24 protein-coding genes are annotated in these 16,206 nt (G+C 55.8%); 20 read left to right on the forward strand and 4 right to left on the reverse strand.

Features of this window, described 5'->3' with window-relative positions; translation table 11 throughout:
• Positions 1 to 261 precede the first annotated feature (261 nt).
• The 9 genes from KDK15_RS06040 to KDK15_RS06080 all read left to right on the forward strand — a co-directional run bounded on the left by KDK15_RS06040 (position 262) and on the right by KDK15_RS06080 (position 7,160).
• The gene (locus KDK15_RS06040) at positions 262 to 1,953 is read left to right on the forward strand and encodes a terminase TerL endonuclease subunit (RefSeq protein WP_257294465.1); all 1,692 of its coding nucleotides are present in this window, start codon (positions 262 to 264) and stop codon (positions 1,951 to 1,953) included.
• Complete coding sequence (locus KDK15_RS06045; protein WP_257294466.1) at positions 1,950 to 3,305, forward strand: phage portal protein; 1,356 nt, start codon at positions 1,950 to 1,952, stop codon at positions 3,303 to 3,305. Before KDK15_RS06040 ends, KDK15_RS06045 begins: the two co-directional genes overlap by 4 nt.
• The gene (locus tag KDK15_RS06050) at positions 3,229 to 3,930 is read left to right on the forward strand and encodes a head maturation protease, ClpP-related (RefSeq protein ID WP_257294467.1); all 702 of its coding nucleotides are present in this window, start codon (positions 3,229 to 3,231) and stop codon (positions 3,928 to 3,930) included. The genes KDK15_RS06045 and KDK15_RS06050 overlap by 77 nt, the downstream gene beginning before the upstream one ends.
• A gap of 88 nt (positions 3,931 to 4,018) precedes the next feature.
• Positions 4,019 to 5,251 (forward strand): phage major capsid protein, encoded by a 1,233-nt coding sequence (locus tag KDK15_RS06055; RefSeq protein WP_257294468.1) that lies wholly within the window; start codon positions 4,019 to 4,021, stop codon positions 5,249 to 5,251.
• Complete coding sequence (locus KDK15_RS06060) at positions 5,248 to 5,586, forward strand: head-tail connector protein (protein WP_257294469.1); 339 nt, start codon at positions 5,248 to 5,250, stop codon at positions 5,584 to 5,586. The genes KDK15_RS06055 and KDK15_RS06060 overlap by 4 nt, the downstream gene beginning before the upstream one ends.
• On the forward strand, positions 5,583 to 6,005 hold the full coding sequence (locus tag KDK15_RS06065; protein WP_257294470.1) for a phage head closure protein: 423 nt from the start codon (positions 5,583 to 5,585) through the stop codon (positions 6,003 to 6,005). The genes KDK15_RS06060 and KDK15_RS06065 overlap by 4 nt, the downstream gene beginning before the upstream one ends.
• A complete protein-coding gene (locus KDK15_RS06070; protein ID WP_257294471.1) occupies positions 6,002 to 6,202 on the forward strand; it encodes a hypothetical protein in 201 nt (66 codons plus the stop codon). The genes KDK15_RS06065 and KDK15_RS06070 overlap by 4 nt, the downstream gene beginning before the upstream one ends.
• Complete coding sequence (locus KDK15_RS06075) at positions 6,199 to 6,561, forward strand: hypothetical protein (protein ID WP_257294472.1); 363 nt, start codon at positions 6,199 to 6,201, stop codon at positions 6,559 to 6,561. Before KDK15_RS06070 ends, KDK15_RS06075 begins: the two co-directional genes overlap by 4 nt.
• A gap of 98 nt (positions 6,562 to 6,659) precedes the next feature.
• Positions 6,660 to 7,160: a KilA-N domain-containing protein gene (locus KDK15_RS06080; RefSeq protein ID WP_257294473.1), complete on the forward strand. Its 501-nt coding sequence runs from the start codon at positions 6,660 to 6,662 to the stop codon at positions 7,158 to 7,160.
• A gap of 42 nt (positions 7,161 to 7,202) precedes the next feature.
• Here KDK15_RS06080 and KDK15_RS06085 read toward each other — a convergent pair whose 3' ends face one another.
• Positions 7,203 to 7,445 (reverse strand): DNA-binding transcriptional regulator, encoded by a 243-nt coding sequence (locus tag KDK15_RS06085; RefSeq protein ID WP_257294474.1) that lies wholly within the window; start codon positions 7,443 to 7,445, stop codon positions 7,203 to 7,205.
• Between the two features lie 162 nt (positions 7,446 to 7,607).
• Positions 7,608 to 7,814: a hypothetical protein gene (locus KDK15_RS06090; protein ID WP_257294475.1), complete on the reverse strand. Its 207-nt coding sequence runs from the start codon at positions 7,812 to 7,814 to the stop codon at positions 7,608 to 7,610.
• Between the two features lie 63 nt (positions 7,815 to 7,877).
• On the opposite strand from KDK15_RS06090, the gene KDK15_RS06095 reads away from it, so the two are divergent.
• The 8 genes from KDK15_RS06095 to KDK15_RS06130 are packed head-to-tail and all read left to right on the forward strand — an operon-like array spanning position 7,878 to position 12,358.
• Positions 7,878 to 8,396, forward strand: coding sequence for an HK97-gp10 family putative phage morphogenesis protein (locus KDK15_RS06095; protein ID WP_257294476.1), 519 nt, complete (start codon positions 7,878 to 7,880; stop codon positions 8,394 to 8,396).
• Complete coding sequence (locus KDK15_RS06100; RefSeq protein WP_257294477.1) at positions 8,386 to 8,763, forward strand: DUF3168 domain-containing protein; 378 nt, start codon at positions 8,386 to 8,388, stop codon at positions 8,761 to 8,763. The genes KDK15_RS06095 and KDK15_RS06100 overlap by 11 nt, the downstream gene beginning before the upstream one ends.
• Positions 8,760 to 8,969, forward strand: a complete 210-nt coding sequence (locus tag KDK15_RS06105) for a hypothetical protein (protein ID WP_257294478.1) — start codon at positions 8,760 to 8,762, stop codon at positions 8,967 to 8,969. Before KDK15_RS06100 ends, KDK15_RS06105 begins: the two co-directional genes overlap by 4 nt.
• A gap of 2 nt (positions 8,970 to 8,971) precedes the next feature.
• Positions 8,972 to 9,400 (forward strand): hypothetical protein, encoded by a 429-nt coding sequence (locus KDK15_RS06110; RefSeq protein ID WP_257294479.1) that lies wholly within the window; start codon positions 8,972 to 8,974, stop codon positions 9,398 to 9,400.
• A 36-nt stretch (positions 9,401 to 9,436) separates the two neighbouring features.
• Complete coding sequence (locus KDK15_RS06115) at positions 9,437 to 9,895, forward strand: phage tail tube protein (protein ID WP_257294480.1); 459 nt, start codon at positions 9,437 to 9,439, stop codon at positions 9,893 to 9,895.
• Positions 9,892 to 10,224, forward strand: coding sequence for a hypothetical protein (locus tag KDK15_RS06120; protein WP_257294481.1), 333 nt, complete (start codon positions 9,892 to 9,894; stop codon positions 10,222 to 10,224). Before KDK15_RS06115 ends, KDK15_RS06120 begins: the two co-directional genes overlap by 4 nt.
• Positions 10,225 to 10,247: 23 nt before the next feature.
• Positions 10,248 to 10,409 carry a hypothetical protein gene (locus KDK15_RS06125; protein WP_257294482.1) on the forward strand — a complete coding sequence of 54 codons (162 nt, stop codon included), beginning with the start codon at positions 10,248 to 10,250 and terminating at the stop codon, positions 10,407 to 10,409.
• Positions 10,409 to 12,358: a phage tail tape measure C-terminal domain-containing protein gene (locus tag KDK15_RS06130; protein WP_257294483.1), complete on the forward strand. Its 1,950-nt coding sequence runs from the start codon at positions 10,409 to 10,411 to the stop codon at positions 12,356 to 12,358. The genes KDK15_RS06125 and KDK15_RS06130 overlap by 1 nt, the downstream gene beginning before the upstream one ends.
• A 76-nt stretch (positions 12,359 to 12,434) precedes the next feature.
• On the opposite strand, the gene KDK15_RS06135 is transcribed toward KDK15_RS06130, so the two are convergent.
• Positions 12,435 to 12,767 (reverse strand): type II toxin-antitoxin system HicB family antitoxin, encoded by a 333-nt coding sequence (locus KDK15_RS06135; RefSeq protein ID WP_257294484.1) that lies wholly within the window; start codon positions 12,765 to 12,767, stop codon positions 12,435 to 12,437.
• Positions 12,764 to 13,018: a type II toxin-antitoxin system HicA family toxin gene (locus KDK15_RS06140; RefSeq protein WP_257294485.1), complete on the reverse strand. Its 255-nt coding sequence runs from the start codon at positions 13,016 to 13,018 to the stop codon at positions 12,764 to 12,766. The genes KDK15_RS06135 and KDK15_RS06140 overlap by 4 nt, the downstream gene beginning before the upstream one ends.
• Before the next feature lie 69 nt (positions 13,019 to 13,087).
• On the opposite strand from KDK15_RS06140, the gene KDK15_RS06145 reads away from it, so the two are divergent.
• Genes KDK15_RS06145 through KDK15_RS06155 form a run of 3 tightly spaced genes read left to right on the forward strand, consistent with a single transcriptional unit; the run spans position 13,088 to position 16,194 of the window.
• A complete protein-coding gene (locus KDK15_RS06145) occupies positions 13,088 to 13,438 on the forward strand; it encodes a hypothetical protein (protein ID WP_257294486.1) in 351 nt (116 codons plus the stop codon).
• The gene (locus KDK15_RS06150; RefSeq protein ID WP_257294487.1) at positions 13,416 to 13,889 is read left to right on the forward strand and encodes a hypothetical protein; all 474 of its coding nucleotides are present in this window, start codon (positions 13,416 to 13,418) and stop codon (positions 13,887 to 13,889) included. Before KDK15_RS06145 ends, KDK15_RS06150 begins: the two co-directional genes overlap by 23 nt.
• On the forward strand, positions 13,843 to 16,194 hold the full coding sequence (locus KDK15_RS06155; protein ID WP_257294488.1) for a host specificity factor TipJ family phage tail protein: 2,352 nt from the start codon (positions 13,843 to 13,845) through the stop codon (positions 16,192 to 16,194). The genes KDK15_RS06150 and KDK15_RS06155 overlap by 47 nt, the downstream gene beginning before the upstream one ends.
• Positions 16,195 to 16,206 lie beyond the last annotated feature (12 nt).

The following is a 16,206-nucleotide window of genomic DNA, read 5'->3' on the forward strand; positions in this document are numbered from 1 at the left end:
CGGCGCGCGGCCAGCACATTTTTTGTGCGTCCAAAATGAAATCTTCTGGAAGCCCTGCAATAGTTGACCTAAATCAACTTGTATAAAAATCAAACCGGAATCGAACCCATGGCAGGCAGACCTATACTCCCGACCAACTTGAAAGTGACTCGCGGTACGGCCAAACGCTGCCGCATGAATGAGAATGAACCTGGCTGGCTTTTGAATCAGATTGGATTGTTAAGCGGATTGATTGTCAAAACCAATTGCTACGTATAATTCATGTCTTTGACTTGGAGAACCGGCCAACAATACGCCCATGATGTTAATGACGGCCTCATCAACGCATGCCACTGGACCCGAAAAGCCTGCGCCCGCTTTATCGACGATATGGCAAACGGTGACAAGCGCGGGCTGGTTTTTGATGTTGGCAAAACTCAGGAAGTAATCGACTTCTACAATTATTTGCCCCACATCAAGGGCGAATGGGTCGGCCAGAAAATCCAACCTTCGCCTTGGCAAGTGTTCATACTGATCAACCTGTTTGGTTGGTACTGGAAAAAAAACAACCAGCGCCGTTTCAAATACGCTTACATAGAAGTGAGCAGAAAAAACGGCAAAAGCACGTTTGTTGCGCCGATTGGCTTATACATGACTCAATGGGACAATGAACCCGGAGCCGAAGTCTACAGCGCCGCCACCAGTCGCGACCAGGCGCGCATTGTGTTCGACGCCGCCCGCGACATGACCCGGCAGTCTTCCCTGCGCTACCACCTGCAAGCCTTTAACCACAGCGTCTGCCATGAAGCCAGCGCCAGCAGCTTCAAACCGCTGGCCAGCGACTCCGACACGCTGGAAGGCAAGAACACCCACTGCGCCATCATCGACGAACTGCACGCCCACAAGAACCGACGCGTGTACGACGTATTGGAACTATCCTGCGCCGCCCGGCGACAGCCTTTGTTGCTGGTCATCACCACCGCTGGCAGTGACCGCACCGGCATCTGCTACGAGGTGCGCAACTATTTAACCAAGGTGCTCGAAGGCGTCATCGACGACGACAGCTGCTTTGGCATGATTTACACCCTGGATGACCCGGAGCAGTGGAAAAATCCGGACGTATGGATCCAGGCTAACCCGAACCTGGGCATCTCGGTCAAGCTTGAGGACATGCAGCGTTTGTGTCAGAAGGCGCAACAGAACCCGGCCGCTGCCAGCGAATTCAAGCGCAAGCGGCTGGACATCTGGGGAGCCGGTGAAGACGTTTTTTTCAACATGGAGTTGTGGTCACGATGTCCAGCGCTGGCCAGCGAAGAGCAGTTATCCCTCATGCCCTGCTACTTCGGCCTGGACCTGGCCAGCAAGCTGGACATCACCGCCCTGGTGGCGTTGTTCTGTGACGGCGACCGGCGCTATCACATCAAGGTGCATTTCTGGCTGCCGGAAGTTCAAATAGACGACCAGCGCAGCGGCAAGTCGCACCATGTCCAGCAGCTGTATAAAGCCTGGGCGGAACAGAAGCTGCTGACCCTGACGCCCGGCCAGATCGTCGATTACGACGCCATCCGCCAGACCATCAACGACTGGGCAGACCGCTATCACCCGCTGGAAATCGCCTACGATCCCTGGGGAGCCACGCAACTGGCCACCCAGCTGGCGGAAGAGGACGAACGGGTCATGACCGAAGTGGGCCAGACCGTCAAACAGCTCAGTGACCCGATGAAAGAGATCCAGGCACTGATCATCGACGGCCGGTTGCACCACGATCGGCACCCGGTAATGAACTGGATGATGTCCAACGTCACCGCCCGGGTTGACCGCAACGAGAACGTGTTCCCGAACAAGGACACGCCGGACAACAAGATCGACGGCCCGGTCGCCCTGGTCACCGCCATGGCCCGCGCGATGATGAAAGAAGCACCGGACGACGGTTACCACGACTCCCCGATCCCCGACTTTGTAATGACCGGATGAAACTGTTCAACAGCAAACGACAACTGAAGCAGGAACTGGAACAGACCCGGCAAGAGCTGGCCAATATCCGCTCAGAAGCCGAGGCCGACAAGAACAAAAAGCTGACCTGGGAAGAGCTGATGGACGTGCTGGGCGTCCGATCCCACTCCGGCTCCGTGGTCAACCACCAGACCGCGCTGCAGGTCGCCGCCGTGTTTGCCTGCGTGTCGCTGATTGCCGGTGCCATCGCGTCCATCCCGCTGAAAATTTACCAGCGCAAGACCGGCGGCATCCGCGAAGAAAGCGACAATCACCCGCTGTTGCCGAAGCTCTGCCTGGAGCCGTCGCCCATGGTCACCGCTTTGGTGTTCTGGGAGACTTTGGTCACCGACATGCTACTGGACGGCAACGCTTACGCGGTGATTGACCGCGACCTGAACGGCCGGGTCCGTCGGCTGATCTACGTCAATCCCTCCCGGGTTGATGTCCGCCTGGTGGAAGGTGAACTCAGTTACATTGTCGCCATCAGCCAGGACCGTGAGCAACTGCCCAGGGCCACCAAGGACGACATTGCCTTTGTTGGTTTCTACCCCAGCGACATCCTGCACTTTCCCGGTGTCGGCTGGAACGGCAAGACCGGCATGTCGGTGATCAAGTCGGCGGCGCTGAACAGTGTCGGCAATGCCCTCAGTGCTGACCAGTTCACCGGCCTCTATTTCAAACAGGGCATCAGCAGCCCAGGCTACATCAAGTTTCCGCAAAAGCTGACCCGGGAACAGTTTGAAATGATGCGCGATTACTGGAAGTCGCACGTCGTTGGTGCCGAGCAGGCACACCTGCCGCCGATCATTACCGAGGGGGGCGAATTCGCACCGCTGAACATCAAGGCCGACGACGTGCAATTACTGGAAACCCGCAAGTTCCAGGTGCTGGACATTGCCCGCATTTTCGGCGTACCACCGCACATGATTGGCGCACAGGAAACCACAACCAGCTGGGGCACCGGCATCGAACAGCAGTCCATCGGCTTTGTCCGCTACACCCTGCGTCCACATTTGACCCGCATCGAGCAGGAACTGAACCGCAAGCTGTTTCGCAGCCACCAGTATTTCAGCGAATTTGACGTCAACGCGCTGCTGCGTGGTGACATCAAGGCGCGCAATGAAGCCCATCAAATCGCCCTGGGCGGCAACCAGAACCCTGGCTGGAAAACCGTCAATGAAATCCGCCGGGAAGAGAACCTGCGGCCCGTGGACAACGGCGATACCCTTTATCAACCCCTGACCGGTGAGCAACGTGAACCAGCGCAAACTGATGAACCTGATCCGGAAGAACCCGACGACATCCGGAATCCGGGTACAGACCGAGAATGACCAGCAGGCAACGGTCTATGTGTATGACGTCATTGACGACTGGTGGGGCATCGATGCCGAAAGCTTTTCCCGTGAAGTCAATGCCCTGGACGTACCGACCCTGAATGTCCGGATCAATTCACCCGGCGGCGATGTATTCACCGCCCGTGCCATGCAGACGGCACTGGCCCAGCACCCGGCCACCGTCATAGCCCATGTCGACGGGCTGGCCGCCAGCGCGGCCACCTTTCTGGCCATGGGGGCCAACGAAGTGCGCATCAGTGAAGGGGCGTTTTTCATGATTCACAAGGGCTGGTCGTTTGTGGTTGGCAATGCCGATGAACTGCGGGACCAGGCAGAACTGCTGGATTTGATCGACAGCAACATGGCTAACGAATATGCCACCCGGACCGGATTAGACCGGGAAACGGTGCTGGATATGATGGCCGACGAGACCTGGATGAGCGGGCAGCAGGCGGTGGACAACGGCTTTGCCGACCGGCTGGCAGATGGCATCAATGACAGCCAGGCCAACAACAGACGGTTTGATCTAAGCGCCTACCGACATCCGCCAGAAACCTATCAACCAACCCATCCTGCCGCCCTGCGCGCGCACCTTAAACGACGCCTGGCGCTGATTGCCTAAGTTATGCACCGATCGCTGTTGCTGTTTTTTGCGCTGTTGGCAACCCAATTGACTGATGACCATATGTTAATAACCACCGGAAACCACCATGGATATTCAAACCCTGAGAGAACAACGCAGCCAGGCCGCCAGCAACGCACGGCAATTAATCGACAGCATCAAGCCAGAGCACTGGAACGACGACCACAACCAGCAATACGACGCTATTGTCGCCGAAATTCGCCGCATCGATGACCAGCTGAAACGACTGGAGGAACAGCTGGAAATCGAAGCCGCTGACCACGCCATTACCCGGCAACGGGGCGAACGGGACGAAGTATCCGACGATGAAGCGCACCACAACATCGCCATGGAAAAAACGATCTTTAACCGTTTTTTGCGTGGTGGCATTGATGCTCTTGATGTGGATCAGCGTCAGTATGTGGAACAACGACGACTCCGGGCCGACCTGTCCACCGGTACCGACACCGCCGGAGGCTACCTGGTCCCCACTGATTTTGCCACCCGACTGATTGAAGAAATGAAACTGTTCGGCAATATGCGACTGGTGGCGACCATCCAGCAAACCGACAGCGGCGTGCCGATCGAATGGCCGGTGGCGGACAACCTGAACCAGGAAGGTGAGATTGTCGCCGAGAACACCGCCGTCACCGATGAAGACCCGAACTTCGGCATCAAAACCATCGGTGCCTGGAAATACAGCTCCAAAGGCGTCGCCGTGCCTTTTGAGCTGTTGCAGGACTCACGCATTGACATTGAAGCGTACGTTGTTCGCCTGCTGGCCCAGCGCATCAGCCGCATCACCAACAAGCATTTTACCCTTGGCACCGGCAGTGGCCAGCCCACCGGGATCGTGCCTGCCGCCACCCAGGGAACCACTGCCGCCAGCGGTGTCATGATTGGTTTTGACGACCTGATCAACCTGGAGCACAGCGTTGACCCCATTTATCGCATGAACGCCCGGTTTATGTTTGCCGACCAGGCATTGAAAACCATCAAGATGCTGAAAGACAACGAAGGCCGACCGTTGTGGATACCCGGCATTGCCGTCAGCGAACCGGACACCATCCTGGGTTACCCCTACGAAATCAACCAGTACATGGACGCGCCAGCCGCCAATGCCAAGTCCATTCTGTTTGGCCAGCTGTCCAACTACCTGATCCGTGATGTCATGTCAGTGACCCTGTTCCGCATGACTGACAGTGTTTACACCCGCAAGGGGCAGGTGGGTTTTTTGGCCTTCAGCCGACACGACGGCGCGTTGCTGGATGCCAGCGGCCAATCGGTGAAATACCTGCAACACAGCAAGGCCAAGGCATGAGCGGCTGGTTATCCGTTGACGACATGTTGCTCTGGTGCCGGGAGGTTGATAATAACGATACCCGGTCTGTGTTGTCTGATATCGGTAAGGCAGTGGAGTTGGGTGTTGAGCGTCACCTGAACCGCCCCGTAGTGGCCAGCCAGGCAGCACTGGAGGCTATGGATTCGCCACCGGATAACGCCGTGATCGCTGACCCGGTGATCAAACAGGCGGCATTATTGATGGTCAGTTATTTGAACGAAAACCGCGAAGCCGCCACCGAGGTGAACCTGGAAGAAATGCCCTATGGGTATACCTACCTGCTGAACGATTACCGCATCCGGAGCAACCCGTGAAGCGGCCCGCCGCGCCCGGCAAGCTGAAACACCGGGTGATCATCGAACAGCCCATCGCCTGCGAACCGGCTGATTCGGTGACCGACGAACCACAATGCTGGCAGACTGTCACGGAGTGCTGGGCCGCTATCCGGCCGGTGTCGGCCAAAGAGATATTTGCAGCGGGCGGTTTTGTCGGCCAGAACGACGTGGCCGTCACCGTGCGCTACGACCCGCGCCTGGACAACATGACTCACCACTGGCGCCTCTGCTGGCAGAACCGCAAGCTGGGCGTGGCGGGTGTGCTGAACATCGATGGCCGCGATCAATGGCTGAAGATACTGACCCGTTGCACCGAAGACAGCATGCGCCTGAAAAATCCTGACTTTGACCAGCCATTGCAGGAAGTGGTCAACGTGATTATGCCGGAGCTGACATGAGCCTGTACCAGCAGAACAAACCATCCAATCAAACAAAGGTTGAAGAACAGTTGATTCGTGAACGCATAGGCCTGTTAAGCGAGCGCCAGTGGCAATTGACCGCTGACGATTTTCGCCGCTGCAAAATCAGCATTGATTACAACCTTCGGCTGCTGGACGATACCACCGCCACAATGACGTTCAGGGTGCCATCATGACCCAGGTCGAAAAAATGAACGCACTGCAGGCACAAATTCAGGTATTGCACGACGCCGGTGCCTCTTTGGCGGACATGAGAAAAACACTGGGTGTCACCAAATCGGTGATTTATTACCACCGTCGGCAAATGGGGCTGGCTGGAAAACCGACAAAAATCACACTGATCGGTGAACAGCGCCAGCAGGTCAAGGCACTGGTAAGACAGAAATGGTCCTATAAAGCCGTGGCGGCCAGGTTTGGCATCACTCCCAACATAGTGAAAACCATTGTTTACGACAGTGACAGCCTGAATAACCACGATTTCGGCGACGTGCTGGCCGATCCGGTCAATGCGTTGCTGGCCAGAAGATGGGCCTAACAAGACCACCGTTAAATCTTCTTTTTCTCTTTATCTGACGAACCTAGGTTGCCAGGGATGGCTTTTTTTATGCCCGTTTCGGGATAGGAGTACATCGGATGAAAAACTTAACCCTGTGTGGCCAGATTGTCCGTGTCAATGACGATGGTTTTGTATCGCTAACGGATATGTGGAAAGCCAGCGGAGAAGCGAATAAGACAAGGCCGAAATACTTTCTTGAAAATGAACAGACGAAAGCATTTGTTGAAGCGCTCAAGTGCAAAGGCGGAATTCCGCCTTTGACAATTATCAAGGGCGGCAAGACTGCCGGTACATGGGCTGACAAACTGGTGGCTTATAAATACGCGGGCTGGATTGATCCCGATTTTGAAGTGGGTACTTATACCGTGCTGGACAAGTATTTCTCCGGTGAGCTAACCAGCAAGGACAGCTGGCAGGCACTGCACGACTTTGTCATCGACGAAAGGTGCTCCAGAAAAATGGGTGCTTTTCATGGCAAAGGACTGGCCAGACGGCGAAGTGAGAAAACCGAGCTGCAGCAGAGGCATGAAAAATTGTTGGAAGAGTACCAGCATATTTTGAAGCTGGATGACTTATGAAGACCTGCGGGTCTGACAACCCGCGCCGTTCATTCTATAAACTCACGACTTCCAGATTTCACCAAACCCTGCTGCCTCTGCCAGCAATACCCAGCTGGAGTATGAAATCTTCTGTTCCTCACCCACCCATTTTCGTACGGTTCGGGGATTCACACCGACCAGCGCAGCTGCCTTGCTGCCGGTCAGGTCGGCCATCTGAAGCAGTGCCCGAACTTCGCTGCCGGTCGGCTGTGGCCATTCAGCAGAAAAAGGCGCGAGCACCTGCTGTCGGATTGTGGCTGTCATAGCAGCCACCATAAGGTAAGGGCACAAAAGGCTCCGAATCCACCCCACAGCAGTAAGGTACGGTTCGCTTCGCAGCGGGCTGCCCGATGGATGCGATCCAGGTCGGATTGAATGTCTTTTTTAACGTTGGTCATGACGTCACGCTCGCTTTGGAGAGGAAGCTTACGCCCCGCTACCTTTTAATTTTGCCAGTAAGGTCAGCCCCGTAAAGAAAAGACCCCATGCTATCGCCTTGATTTTGAAGTCTTTGTAAACCAGATCCTTTTTCAGGTTTTCGATTTCAAGCTCCAGCTTGGCAATTTCGAGTTGTTCGCGTTTTTCGCTCATCGATGTTTCTCGGTGTTCGGCCTTGGCAGTGTGCCCGGCCATTGATGGTTATAATAGGCCGAATCGGCCTAAATGGCAACCCTTTTATCCAGGTATTTTGCAGCCATGATCGACATCAGCGTCAATCTCCATGGCCTGTCCGATTTGGAACAAGCCCTGCGCGACATCAGCAACGACAACAGCATCGCCGGTGCCAAGGTAATCCGCAGTGCCCTGATGTCGGCCAGCCTGCCCATGTACCGTCATTTGCAGGCCACCGCGCCGAAGTCAAAAGACCCACGGCCGCGCCAGCGCAAAACCCGCAAGGGTGGCACCGTTGAAATTCTTCCCGGTTTCCTGCGCAGTCGCATCCGTCGGCGCAGTTACATCAACAAGACCGGCTACGGCAACCGCAACATTGGCCGCACACCGGACGAAGCCAACGGCCTGGTCAAGGTGCGCATCGGTGCCTATACGCCATATGCCCACTATGTTGAGCTGGGCACCGAGCACTCACCGGCGCAACCTTTTATGCGCAGTGCCATTGATGGCCACTGGTCTGGCATCACCCGGAATTTCCGTACGCTGCTGGAACGGCGGCTGCTGTCCTATCGACGCCGCCAGGCAAAACGCCATGCACCTTGAAGAAGGTCTGTTCAAATACCTGAAAACCGCCCTGCCCAACGCCTCCATATACGGCCTGCTGCGTGGTCCTGCGTTGCCCGCCGTAATCTATACGCTGATCAGCGATCCTGTCTCTATCTCCGTCTCTGCCGTGGACCAGATCCACGAGACCCGTTATCAAATCGACGTTTATACCCGTAAATATTTACAAGCAAAACACTTGGCGCATCAGGTAGCAAGAGCACTGCACAACCACACCGACAATCTGGGTGGTTACCCGATCCAGCGCGTGCTGCTGGAAAATACCCGGGACAGCTTTGAAGAGAACGCCAAACTGCACCGGCAGATTTTGACGTTTGTTATTTACCACAATGGAGAAACCCCATGACCGAAGGCGAATACCGTGTTGGCATCCAATTCAATCCCGCTGGCGATACCGATGTGGACGAGATAAAACAGATGGCGGCCGCCCTGATTGACAAAATCGCCGCCTGTGGCAATAACGACCGTTGCACGGCACTGGCACAAACCGCTTTTGAAGACGGTGCCATGTGGGCGGTGAAATCCATCACCAAGCCAGGCCAGGATAACTGACCATGTACCTGCCGCGCCATTTCCAGGCTTATGAACTGGTGCCGCCGGCCATTTTTGCCAACCGCAAGGACAAGAGCTTTGAACTGATTGACGAGCGGGTGCTGATTACCCTGGATACCCTGCGGGATACCTTTGGCCCCTGCACCATTAACGATTGGTACTGGAAAGGGCATTTTGAACAATCCGGTTTGCGTACTTCCGATGTTCCAAAATACAGCCCGACCAGCCAGCATACCTTTGGCCGGGCCATGGATTGTAAATTCAAAGAACAGTCAGCGGCGGATGTCCGCCACCAGGTGATCCAGAACCGGCTGCTGTTTCCCTACATCACATTTATGGAAGACGACGTGGACTGGTTCCACTTCGATGTCCGCAATGGTGAACGGATCGTTCTGTGGTCACCCGTGACCGATCAATCCCGGTTGGTTTAACGCCCATTTTTTTGAACTGAACAAAGGAGCCTTACCATGGTTGCATCCACTGTTGCCAAAATTGGCGCTGGCAGTGTCCTGTCGTTTGAAGACCCGGACGCTGCCAACACATTTTTACCACTGAATGAAGCACTGAGCATCGGTGCCATCGGCGAACAGGGCGAGTTTGTTGAAACCACACCCATTGCCGCCACTACGCGCACCTATATCCCCGGTTTAAAAACCCCGCCCGATAAAGAAATCACCGGCAACGACGTACCCGGTGACGCCAACCAGGAAAAATTCCTGGCACTGGCCAAGGCCATGAAAAGCGTCAACATGAAAGTCGAGCTGGTCAACGGCAGAATTGCCACCTTTACCCTGGTGATGTCCGGCTGGCAAATCAACGAACCCGCTGGCGAAGGGGCACTGGTCTGGACCGCTTACGGCAAGCAGTCCGGTGACGTGACGTGGACCCTCGCCAGCGCCAAAAGCGCCATGAAGAAAGTCGCATGAAACTTACCTCACTGCCCGCGCTGCTGGAAAACCCGCCGCTGCGCACCACGGTGATCACGCTGGACAACGGTACCGGCTGCCAGATTTATGAATTGCCGATAGCGGTGATTGACCGGGTGCGCACCATCAGCGAAAACGATGACCAGGTGGATCTGGACGATGTGGTGTATGTCGCTGTTTACGCGTTGGCCGGGCGCAAACCCACGGACCAGGAGCTGGAAACCGTCAGCGAACGGTTCGGCAGCCGCAGCGTCATGGCCATTTACACCGAAGCGCTGAAATTCAGCCAGCTGTTGCCGGATGCCATTGAGCAGGAAAAAAAACATTAAAGGCCGATGGCTGGAAACGTTTATTGTTCGACTTGGCGTTGCGCCTGCACAAAAGCGTGCAGGAAATCCGGCAACTGCCGTGCAGCGAGCTGACCGGCTGGATTGCCTATTTCAGCCTGCAGGATGAACCCGAACCCGTCTCTAAACATGATGAATACATCCAGCTTCGCAAGGTACTGGGATAATGGCTAGAAATCTGCGTATTGCTTCTGTGGTTGTGGACCTGGTGGCCAACAGCGCACGCTATGTTGCCGGTTTGCGTAAAGCCAATCGGGACACGCGTCGTTATACGCGCAGCATGCAACGCAGCTTTAATAATCTGTCGCGTAATATCGCTGGCCTGGCCGCCGGTTATCTTGGTTTCTCGGCGGCCATCAACCAGTTCAACAAGTCGCTGGCCAACGCCAAAGAAGTCGAGATCATGGCGCAGCTGGCGAGCCAGTCGGTTGAAGCGTTCCAGGCCGCTGCCTACGCCACCAACCAGTACGGCATATCCGCTGAAAAACTGGGCGACATCAGCAAGGACGTGCAGGACAAGCTGGGTGACTTTATCGCCACTGGTGGTGGTGAGTTCAAGGACTTCTTTGAGCAGGTCGCGCCCAAAGTTGGCCTGACCGCTGACCAGTTGCAGGGCTTGTCCGGTCCGGACGTATTGCTGCGGGTAAAAAAAGCCATGGAAGACGCCAATGTGCCGATGGAGCAACAAGTCTTTTATTTAGAAGCCATCGCCAACGACGCCAGCAAACTGATACCACTGCTAAAGAACAACGGTGACGCCTATCACCGCCTGGCACAGGAAGCCCGCGACGCCAACGTCATCATGTCGCAGGCCGACATTACTGCGCTGCGCGAATCGGAAAAAGTGATCAACCGGGTCAGTACCCAGATCAGCCGCAGTTTTGCCCGTGGCGTGGCCGGTGCTGCCGAACAAATCGAATGGCTGGGTAATTACGTCTCAAAAATTATGGTGGCCATTGGCGACATCATGGACAGCTGGAACGAAGAAACCAACACGCTGGGCGGCACGTTCATTCAATTGGCTGATTTGTTGGAAGAACAACAAAAAATGCAAGCCAAACTGGCCAGCATGACCAAAGAGCACGGCGCGGCCAATATCTGGGATGCGTTGTTCGGCGGCCCGACCTATAAACAGGCAGTGCGAAACCGGCTGAAAGAGATTGAAACTGAAATTGCCCGCCTGCAGGAGAAACGGCATCAATTGCAAATGCCGGTGAAAACGCCGCAACCCGTCTTGCCTGAGCTGAACCTGCCTGGTGCAGGTACGGTCGGCGTCACCGCAAAAAAAAACGCCGACGAAATCATCAGGGAAAACCAGCGCCTTCTGGACAGCCTGACCCGCACCTTTGCCACCCAGGAACAGCTGATCAACCAGAATTACCTGAAACAGGTTGAACAGATCGGCACGCTGCAGCTGACCAAAGCGCAGCTGGACAAAGCCGGTTACGACAACTTGCTGCAGCTGCAAAGTGATTATCTGATCCAGGCCGAGGCGGTGCGCGAAGAAGCGCTGAACCGACTGAAAGAACAGACCAAAACCGCCAACGACGAGCAGGCCACCAGTTTCGACGGCCTGGCCATGGCCATCAACGCCAGCACCGATACCATGGCCATGGCCGCCACCGGCTGGGCCAACGGTTTCAGCACCGAGCTGGCCAAGATGGTCACCCAGGGACAAATGGACTTCGGGCGACTGGCCGAGAGCATTATCAATGACATTTTGCGCATTGCCATCCAGGCCAATATCACCCAGCCATTGCTGCAGGGGCTTGGACTGGCACAGGCACCGGCACCGGCACCTGCCGCCAAAGCACTCGGTGGCCCGGTCATGCGCGGGCAGACTTACCTGGTGGGCGAAAAAGGCCCGGAGCTGTTTACCGCCAGCAACAGCGGCAACATCACACCCAACCACAAACTGGGCGGCAACACCCAGGTCAATATCTACACGCAGCCGGGGGAAACCGCCGAAACCCGCACCCGGCAAACAGAAAACGGCGACATTGTGGAGGTGTTCATGAAACAGGTGGACAGCCGCATGAATGAGCAAATCAGCCGTGGGCAGGGACTGGCGCGGACGTTGGAAGGACGGTATGCGCTGTCGCGTAAAAGTTATTGAGTCGCAGCCAGACGCCACAAAGATATTTGTGTAGCCTGAAAGACCATTTGCGCGGCATCAAGTAAAAGGTCAGCCACTAATTCAGCGACTGACGCAACGCGTCATTAATAAACTGGTTCAGGCTGCGGTTGCTGGCGGCAGCGGCCACACTGGCGGATTCGTGCAGGTCCGGGTCAATGCGCAGGTTCAGCTTGCCGGAAAAAGCCTTGCGCGGTTCAATGTTTTCCTCTTTGCAGGCGTCCAGAAACACCTTCAAGGAAACCTTGCCTTCCTGGTGCAGGCTTTTGACATCCGCAGCGTAAAAATCCGCGCCGCCGTTCAGGCCAACAAATTCACCACGGAACAAGTCAATCTCCGGATCGTAAGTAATGACGGCGATATAGCCGTTAATGTTCATCTGGTTAATCATGGCGTCACTCCGTTGTTTTCCAGCCACCGGCGGATACTGGCCACCGCGCCCTTGTCGGTATCCGGTGACGGGTGTGGGCGGTGAAAGATCCGCACCTCATCGAACAGCACCACCTTGACCCGGCTTCCTTCACGTTCTTCGATCCGGGCACCAAGGGCAATAAACAGGCTTTCAATATCCGCCCAGTGAATGCTGCCGCTGACCGGCTTGGCAAAGAGCTTGCGCAGTGTCGTGGCATGCTTCTTTTTCATTTTCTTAATTCATAACAGTGTAGCCGCGATAGTACCGGATTTCAGTACTACTGACAATGAACCGTTGATATGGCCTATTACCCACCGGCCCTGCCTGACCCGATGGCAGGCAGCACCTTTGAAACCGCCGAACACCGCCTGACCAGCGAAGGTGATATATCGCCGCGCAGTCGGATACTCAATCCGAACCACCGCCAGACCCTGCAACTGAGCTGGACCCTGACCGAGCAGCAATTCCGGATTTTTGAAGCCTGGCACCGCTGGCGATTGCACGACGGCGTGTCCCGGTTTGATATTGACTGGTGTGGCCGACCGGGCCGGGCACGGTTCATTGCGCCGGTGCAGGCCAGCCTGAACGGTGACAGCTGGTCGCTGTCCACCGAAGCCGAGATTGATTATGCAGTTTCCGCCGTCTATTGACCTGTGCCGCAGTGGCTACAGCCGCAACCTGAAAGGCGAGCAGACGCCGCAAACCTTTGATGCCTGGCAGCGGCAGCGGCGCAAGGTGCGCAGGCGGGGAGTCATTGACACGGTGTGCTGGATTGTTACCAAAGAACAGTGCGGCCAGCTGGAGCAGTTTCACCGACGGGCCAGTGGTGATTATTTTGAGATCAACCTGCCGGCCTATACCGGCCAAACTACCATCATCGCCCGATTCGATGGCCCGCTGACCATCAATCCGGTGCGCGACCATTTTGAAATCACTGCCAGTCTTTACATCCCAAAGCCGAAGATTATGTCCAGCAATGAACTCGATAACGCGCTGCTAAAAGCCATTGGCGTCACCAACAGTTTTTACCAATTGCCACTGCATAAATTTGTTAATGAACAATGGGCATTACAGTTTACAGGAATTAGCGGGCCTGTTTGATTCACGCGGCGATAAATTTGACGGGCGGTTTGATACCGGGCAATCCCTGTGGGAGGCACTGGGCAAGATTGGCCAGGTGTGCCGCAGTGGACCGGTGCGTCAGGGCAACCTGATCCGGTTTATCCGCGACCAGCAGATCGACACACCGTCGCAGGTATTCGGCATGGCCAACATGACCGATTTCAGTGTGGACTATGTCATGCACGACGACCGCACCGCCGACGCGGTCAAGGTCACCTACTGGGACGAAAAGCGCGACTACTCGGAAACCACCATTACCTGCCAGCTGCCCAACGACACCGCCGACAACCCGCAGGAGATTACGCTGTTTGGTTGTACCCAGTATCAGCAAGCCTGGCGCGAAGGCATGTACCTGGCGGCCAGCAACCGCGAACGGCGGCAGATGGTCAGCTGGACCACCGGGCTGGAAGGGCATATACCGACCTTTGGTGACCTGGTCATCATTAACCACGATTTAATGGGCGCAGGCCAGCAGTTCGGTGGCATTGTCGAAGCAGTGGAGGGCGCGGTGCTGACCCTGTCCAGCGACGTGGCTATGACCGGTGAACACTGGTACTGCATCCTGCGCGACCGCCAGGGCAAACCCTCTGCGCCGCTGTCCATCGAGGCCGTTGCACCCAATCAAGTGCGGGTGCTGGACACGCTGCCCTATATAGAAGAAGACACCAGCCGTGAGCCGACGCACTATTTAATCGGGCAGGGTGCCAAGGTCAGCTGGCCGGTCAAGGTCACCGCCATTACGCCGGAAGCGGACAACAGGATCACCATTGCCGGCTGCATTGAATCCGAGTTTGTCCACAGTGTTGACCAGGGCGTGCTGCCACCGCCACCGCCGGAGGTGAAACCGCCACCGCCGGGGCTGGTGATCAACAACCTGCTGGCTACCCAGGGCGGCACGCTTCAGGCACCGGTGATCTTTCTGTCCTGGGACATGGCCGTGGGGGCGGACCGTTATGTGATTGAGTACAGCACCGACGGTCGGCAGACCTGGCAACCGGCGGGCAGTGGCCAGTCGTTTATCAACCAGCACGAATTCACCGCTGAAGCGGGCCTGCTGACCTGCCGTGTGGCGGCCGTTGGGGCTATCCGGGGGGAATGGGCCGAGATTTCGGTGAATGCCGGTGGCGACTTTGATACGCCGGGCCAGGTGCAGCCAGTGCTGGTTGAACCGTTCACCGGCGATGCCTTGAAAGTACGCTGGGACCCGCAACCAGCGGCGGCGCGTTACATAGTGCGCGTTATCAGCCGTGGCACCGGTGTGCGGTCGTTGTATCTTGAACGCAACATTACCCAATACAGCTACCACTACACCGACGCACAGCAAGACGCGGCCGGACGCACCCTGACCGTGCGGGTCGCGGCGGAAAATGGCAACGGGGTATTGGGTGCGTATGGTGAGCTCACGGCCACCAATCCGCCGCCGGATGTGCCAAATAATGTCGAGGTGACCGGGCTGCTGAATACCCTCATGGTGCAGTGCCGTCATCCGAAGGACACCGATCTGCGTGAACTGCGGGTGTATGGTGAACAACGCTCTGGCTTCAAGCCGTCATCGGGCAATTTGCTGGCTACGTCGCCGAATGCGCTGTTGAGTGTGCCGGTTCCGGTTAACACGCAGTGGTGGGTGCGGTTGGCGTGGGTGGACCAGTGGAGCGCGACTGATCTGAATTTTAGTGGTGAGTTTGAAGCCGAAGCCCGGCAAATTACTGAAACCGAGATTGGGCCGAACAGCATCAGTACGCCGATGCTTAAGGCGAATGCCGTGACAGCGGACGAGATCGCGGCTAACACCATTACTGGTAATGAAATCAGTTCGGCCACGACAATTACAGCGGGCACTGGTAAAAACACCGCAGGCATGAATGGCGATGAAACGCCTGGCATGAAAAGTATAAGATTCTGGGCTGGTGCTGATGCTGACAATATACAGAAAGCGCCTTTTAAGGTTTATAAAACAGGTAAACTGCACAGCGCCAATGGTGTTATTGACGGAACTTTTTATGTGGGTGATGGAAACGAATTAGCCGGTTTTTCAGGCATTGGGTCAGACGTGCGAATATGGGCTGGTGATAATAATAAGGATGTGGCACCGTTCAAGGTATTTCAGGATGGAACCTTGTACGCCCAGAAAGGTGAATTCGAAGGCAGTGTTTATGCAGACCATATTATTGGTGATGTGTATAAAACGTATTTGATCAATACATCTTCACGTTCATTTGGTACATCATGGGGTGTAATTAAAAGTGTTCACCAGCAAAAATCTGCCCATAAAACGCAAATATAGGCAATACTTGTC

This window comes from Endozoicomonas sp. YOMI1 (assembly GCF_024606345.1).
GTDB lineage: Bacteria > Pseudomonadota > Gammaproteobacteria > Pseudomonadales > Endozoicomonadaceae > Endozoicomonas.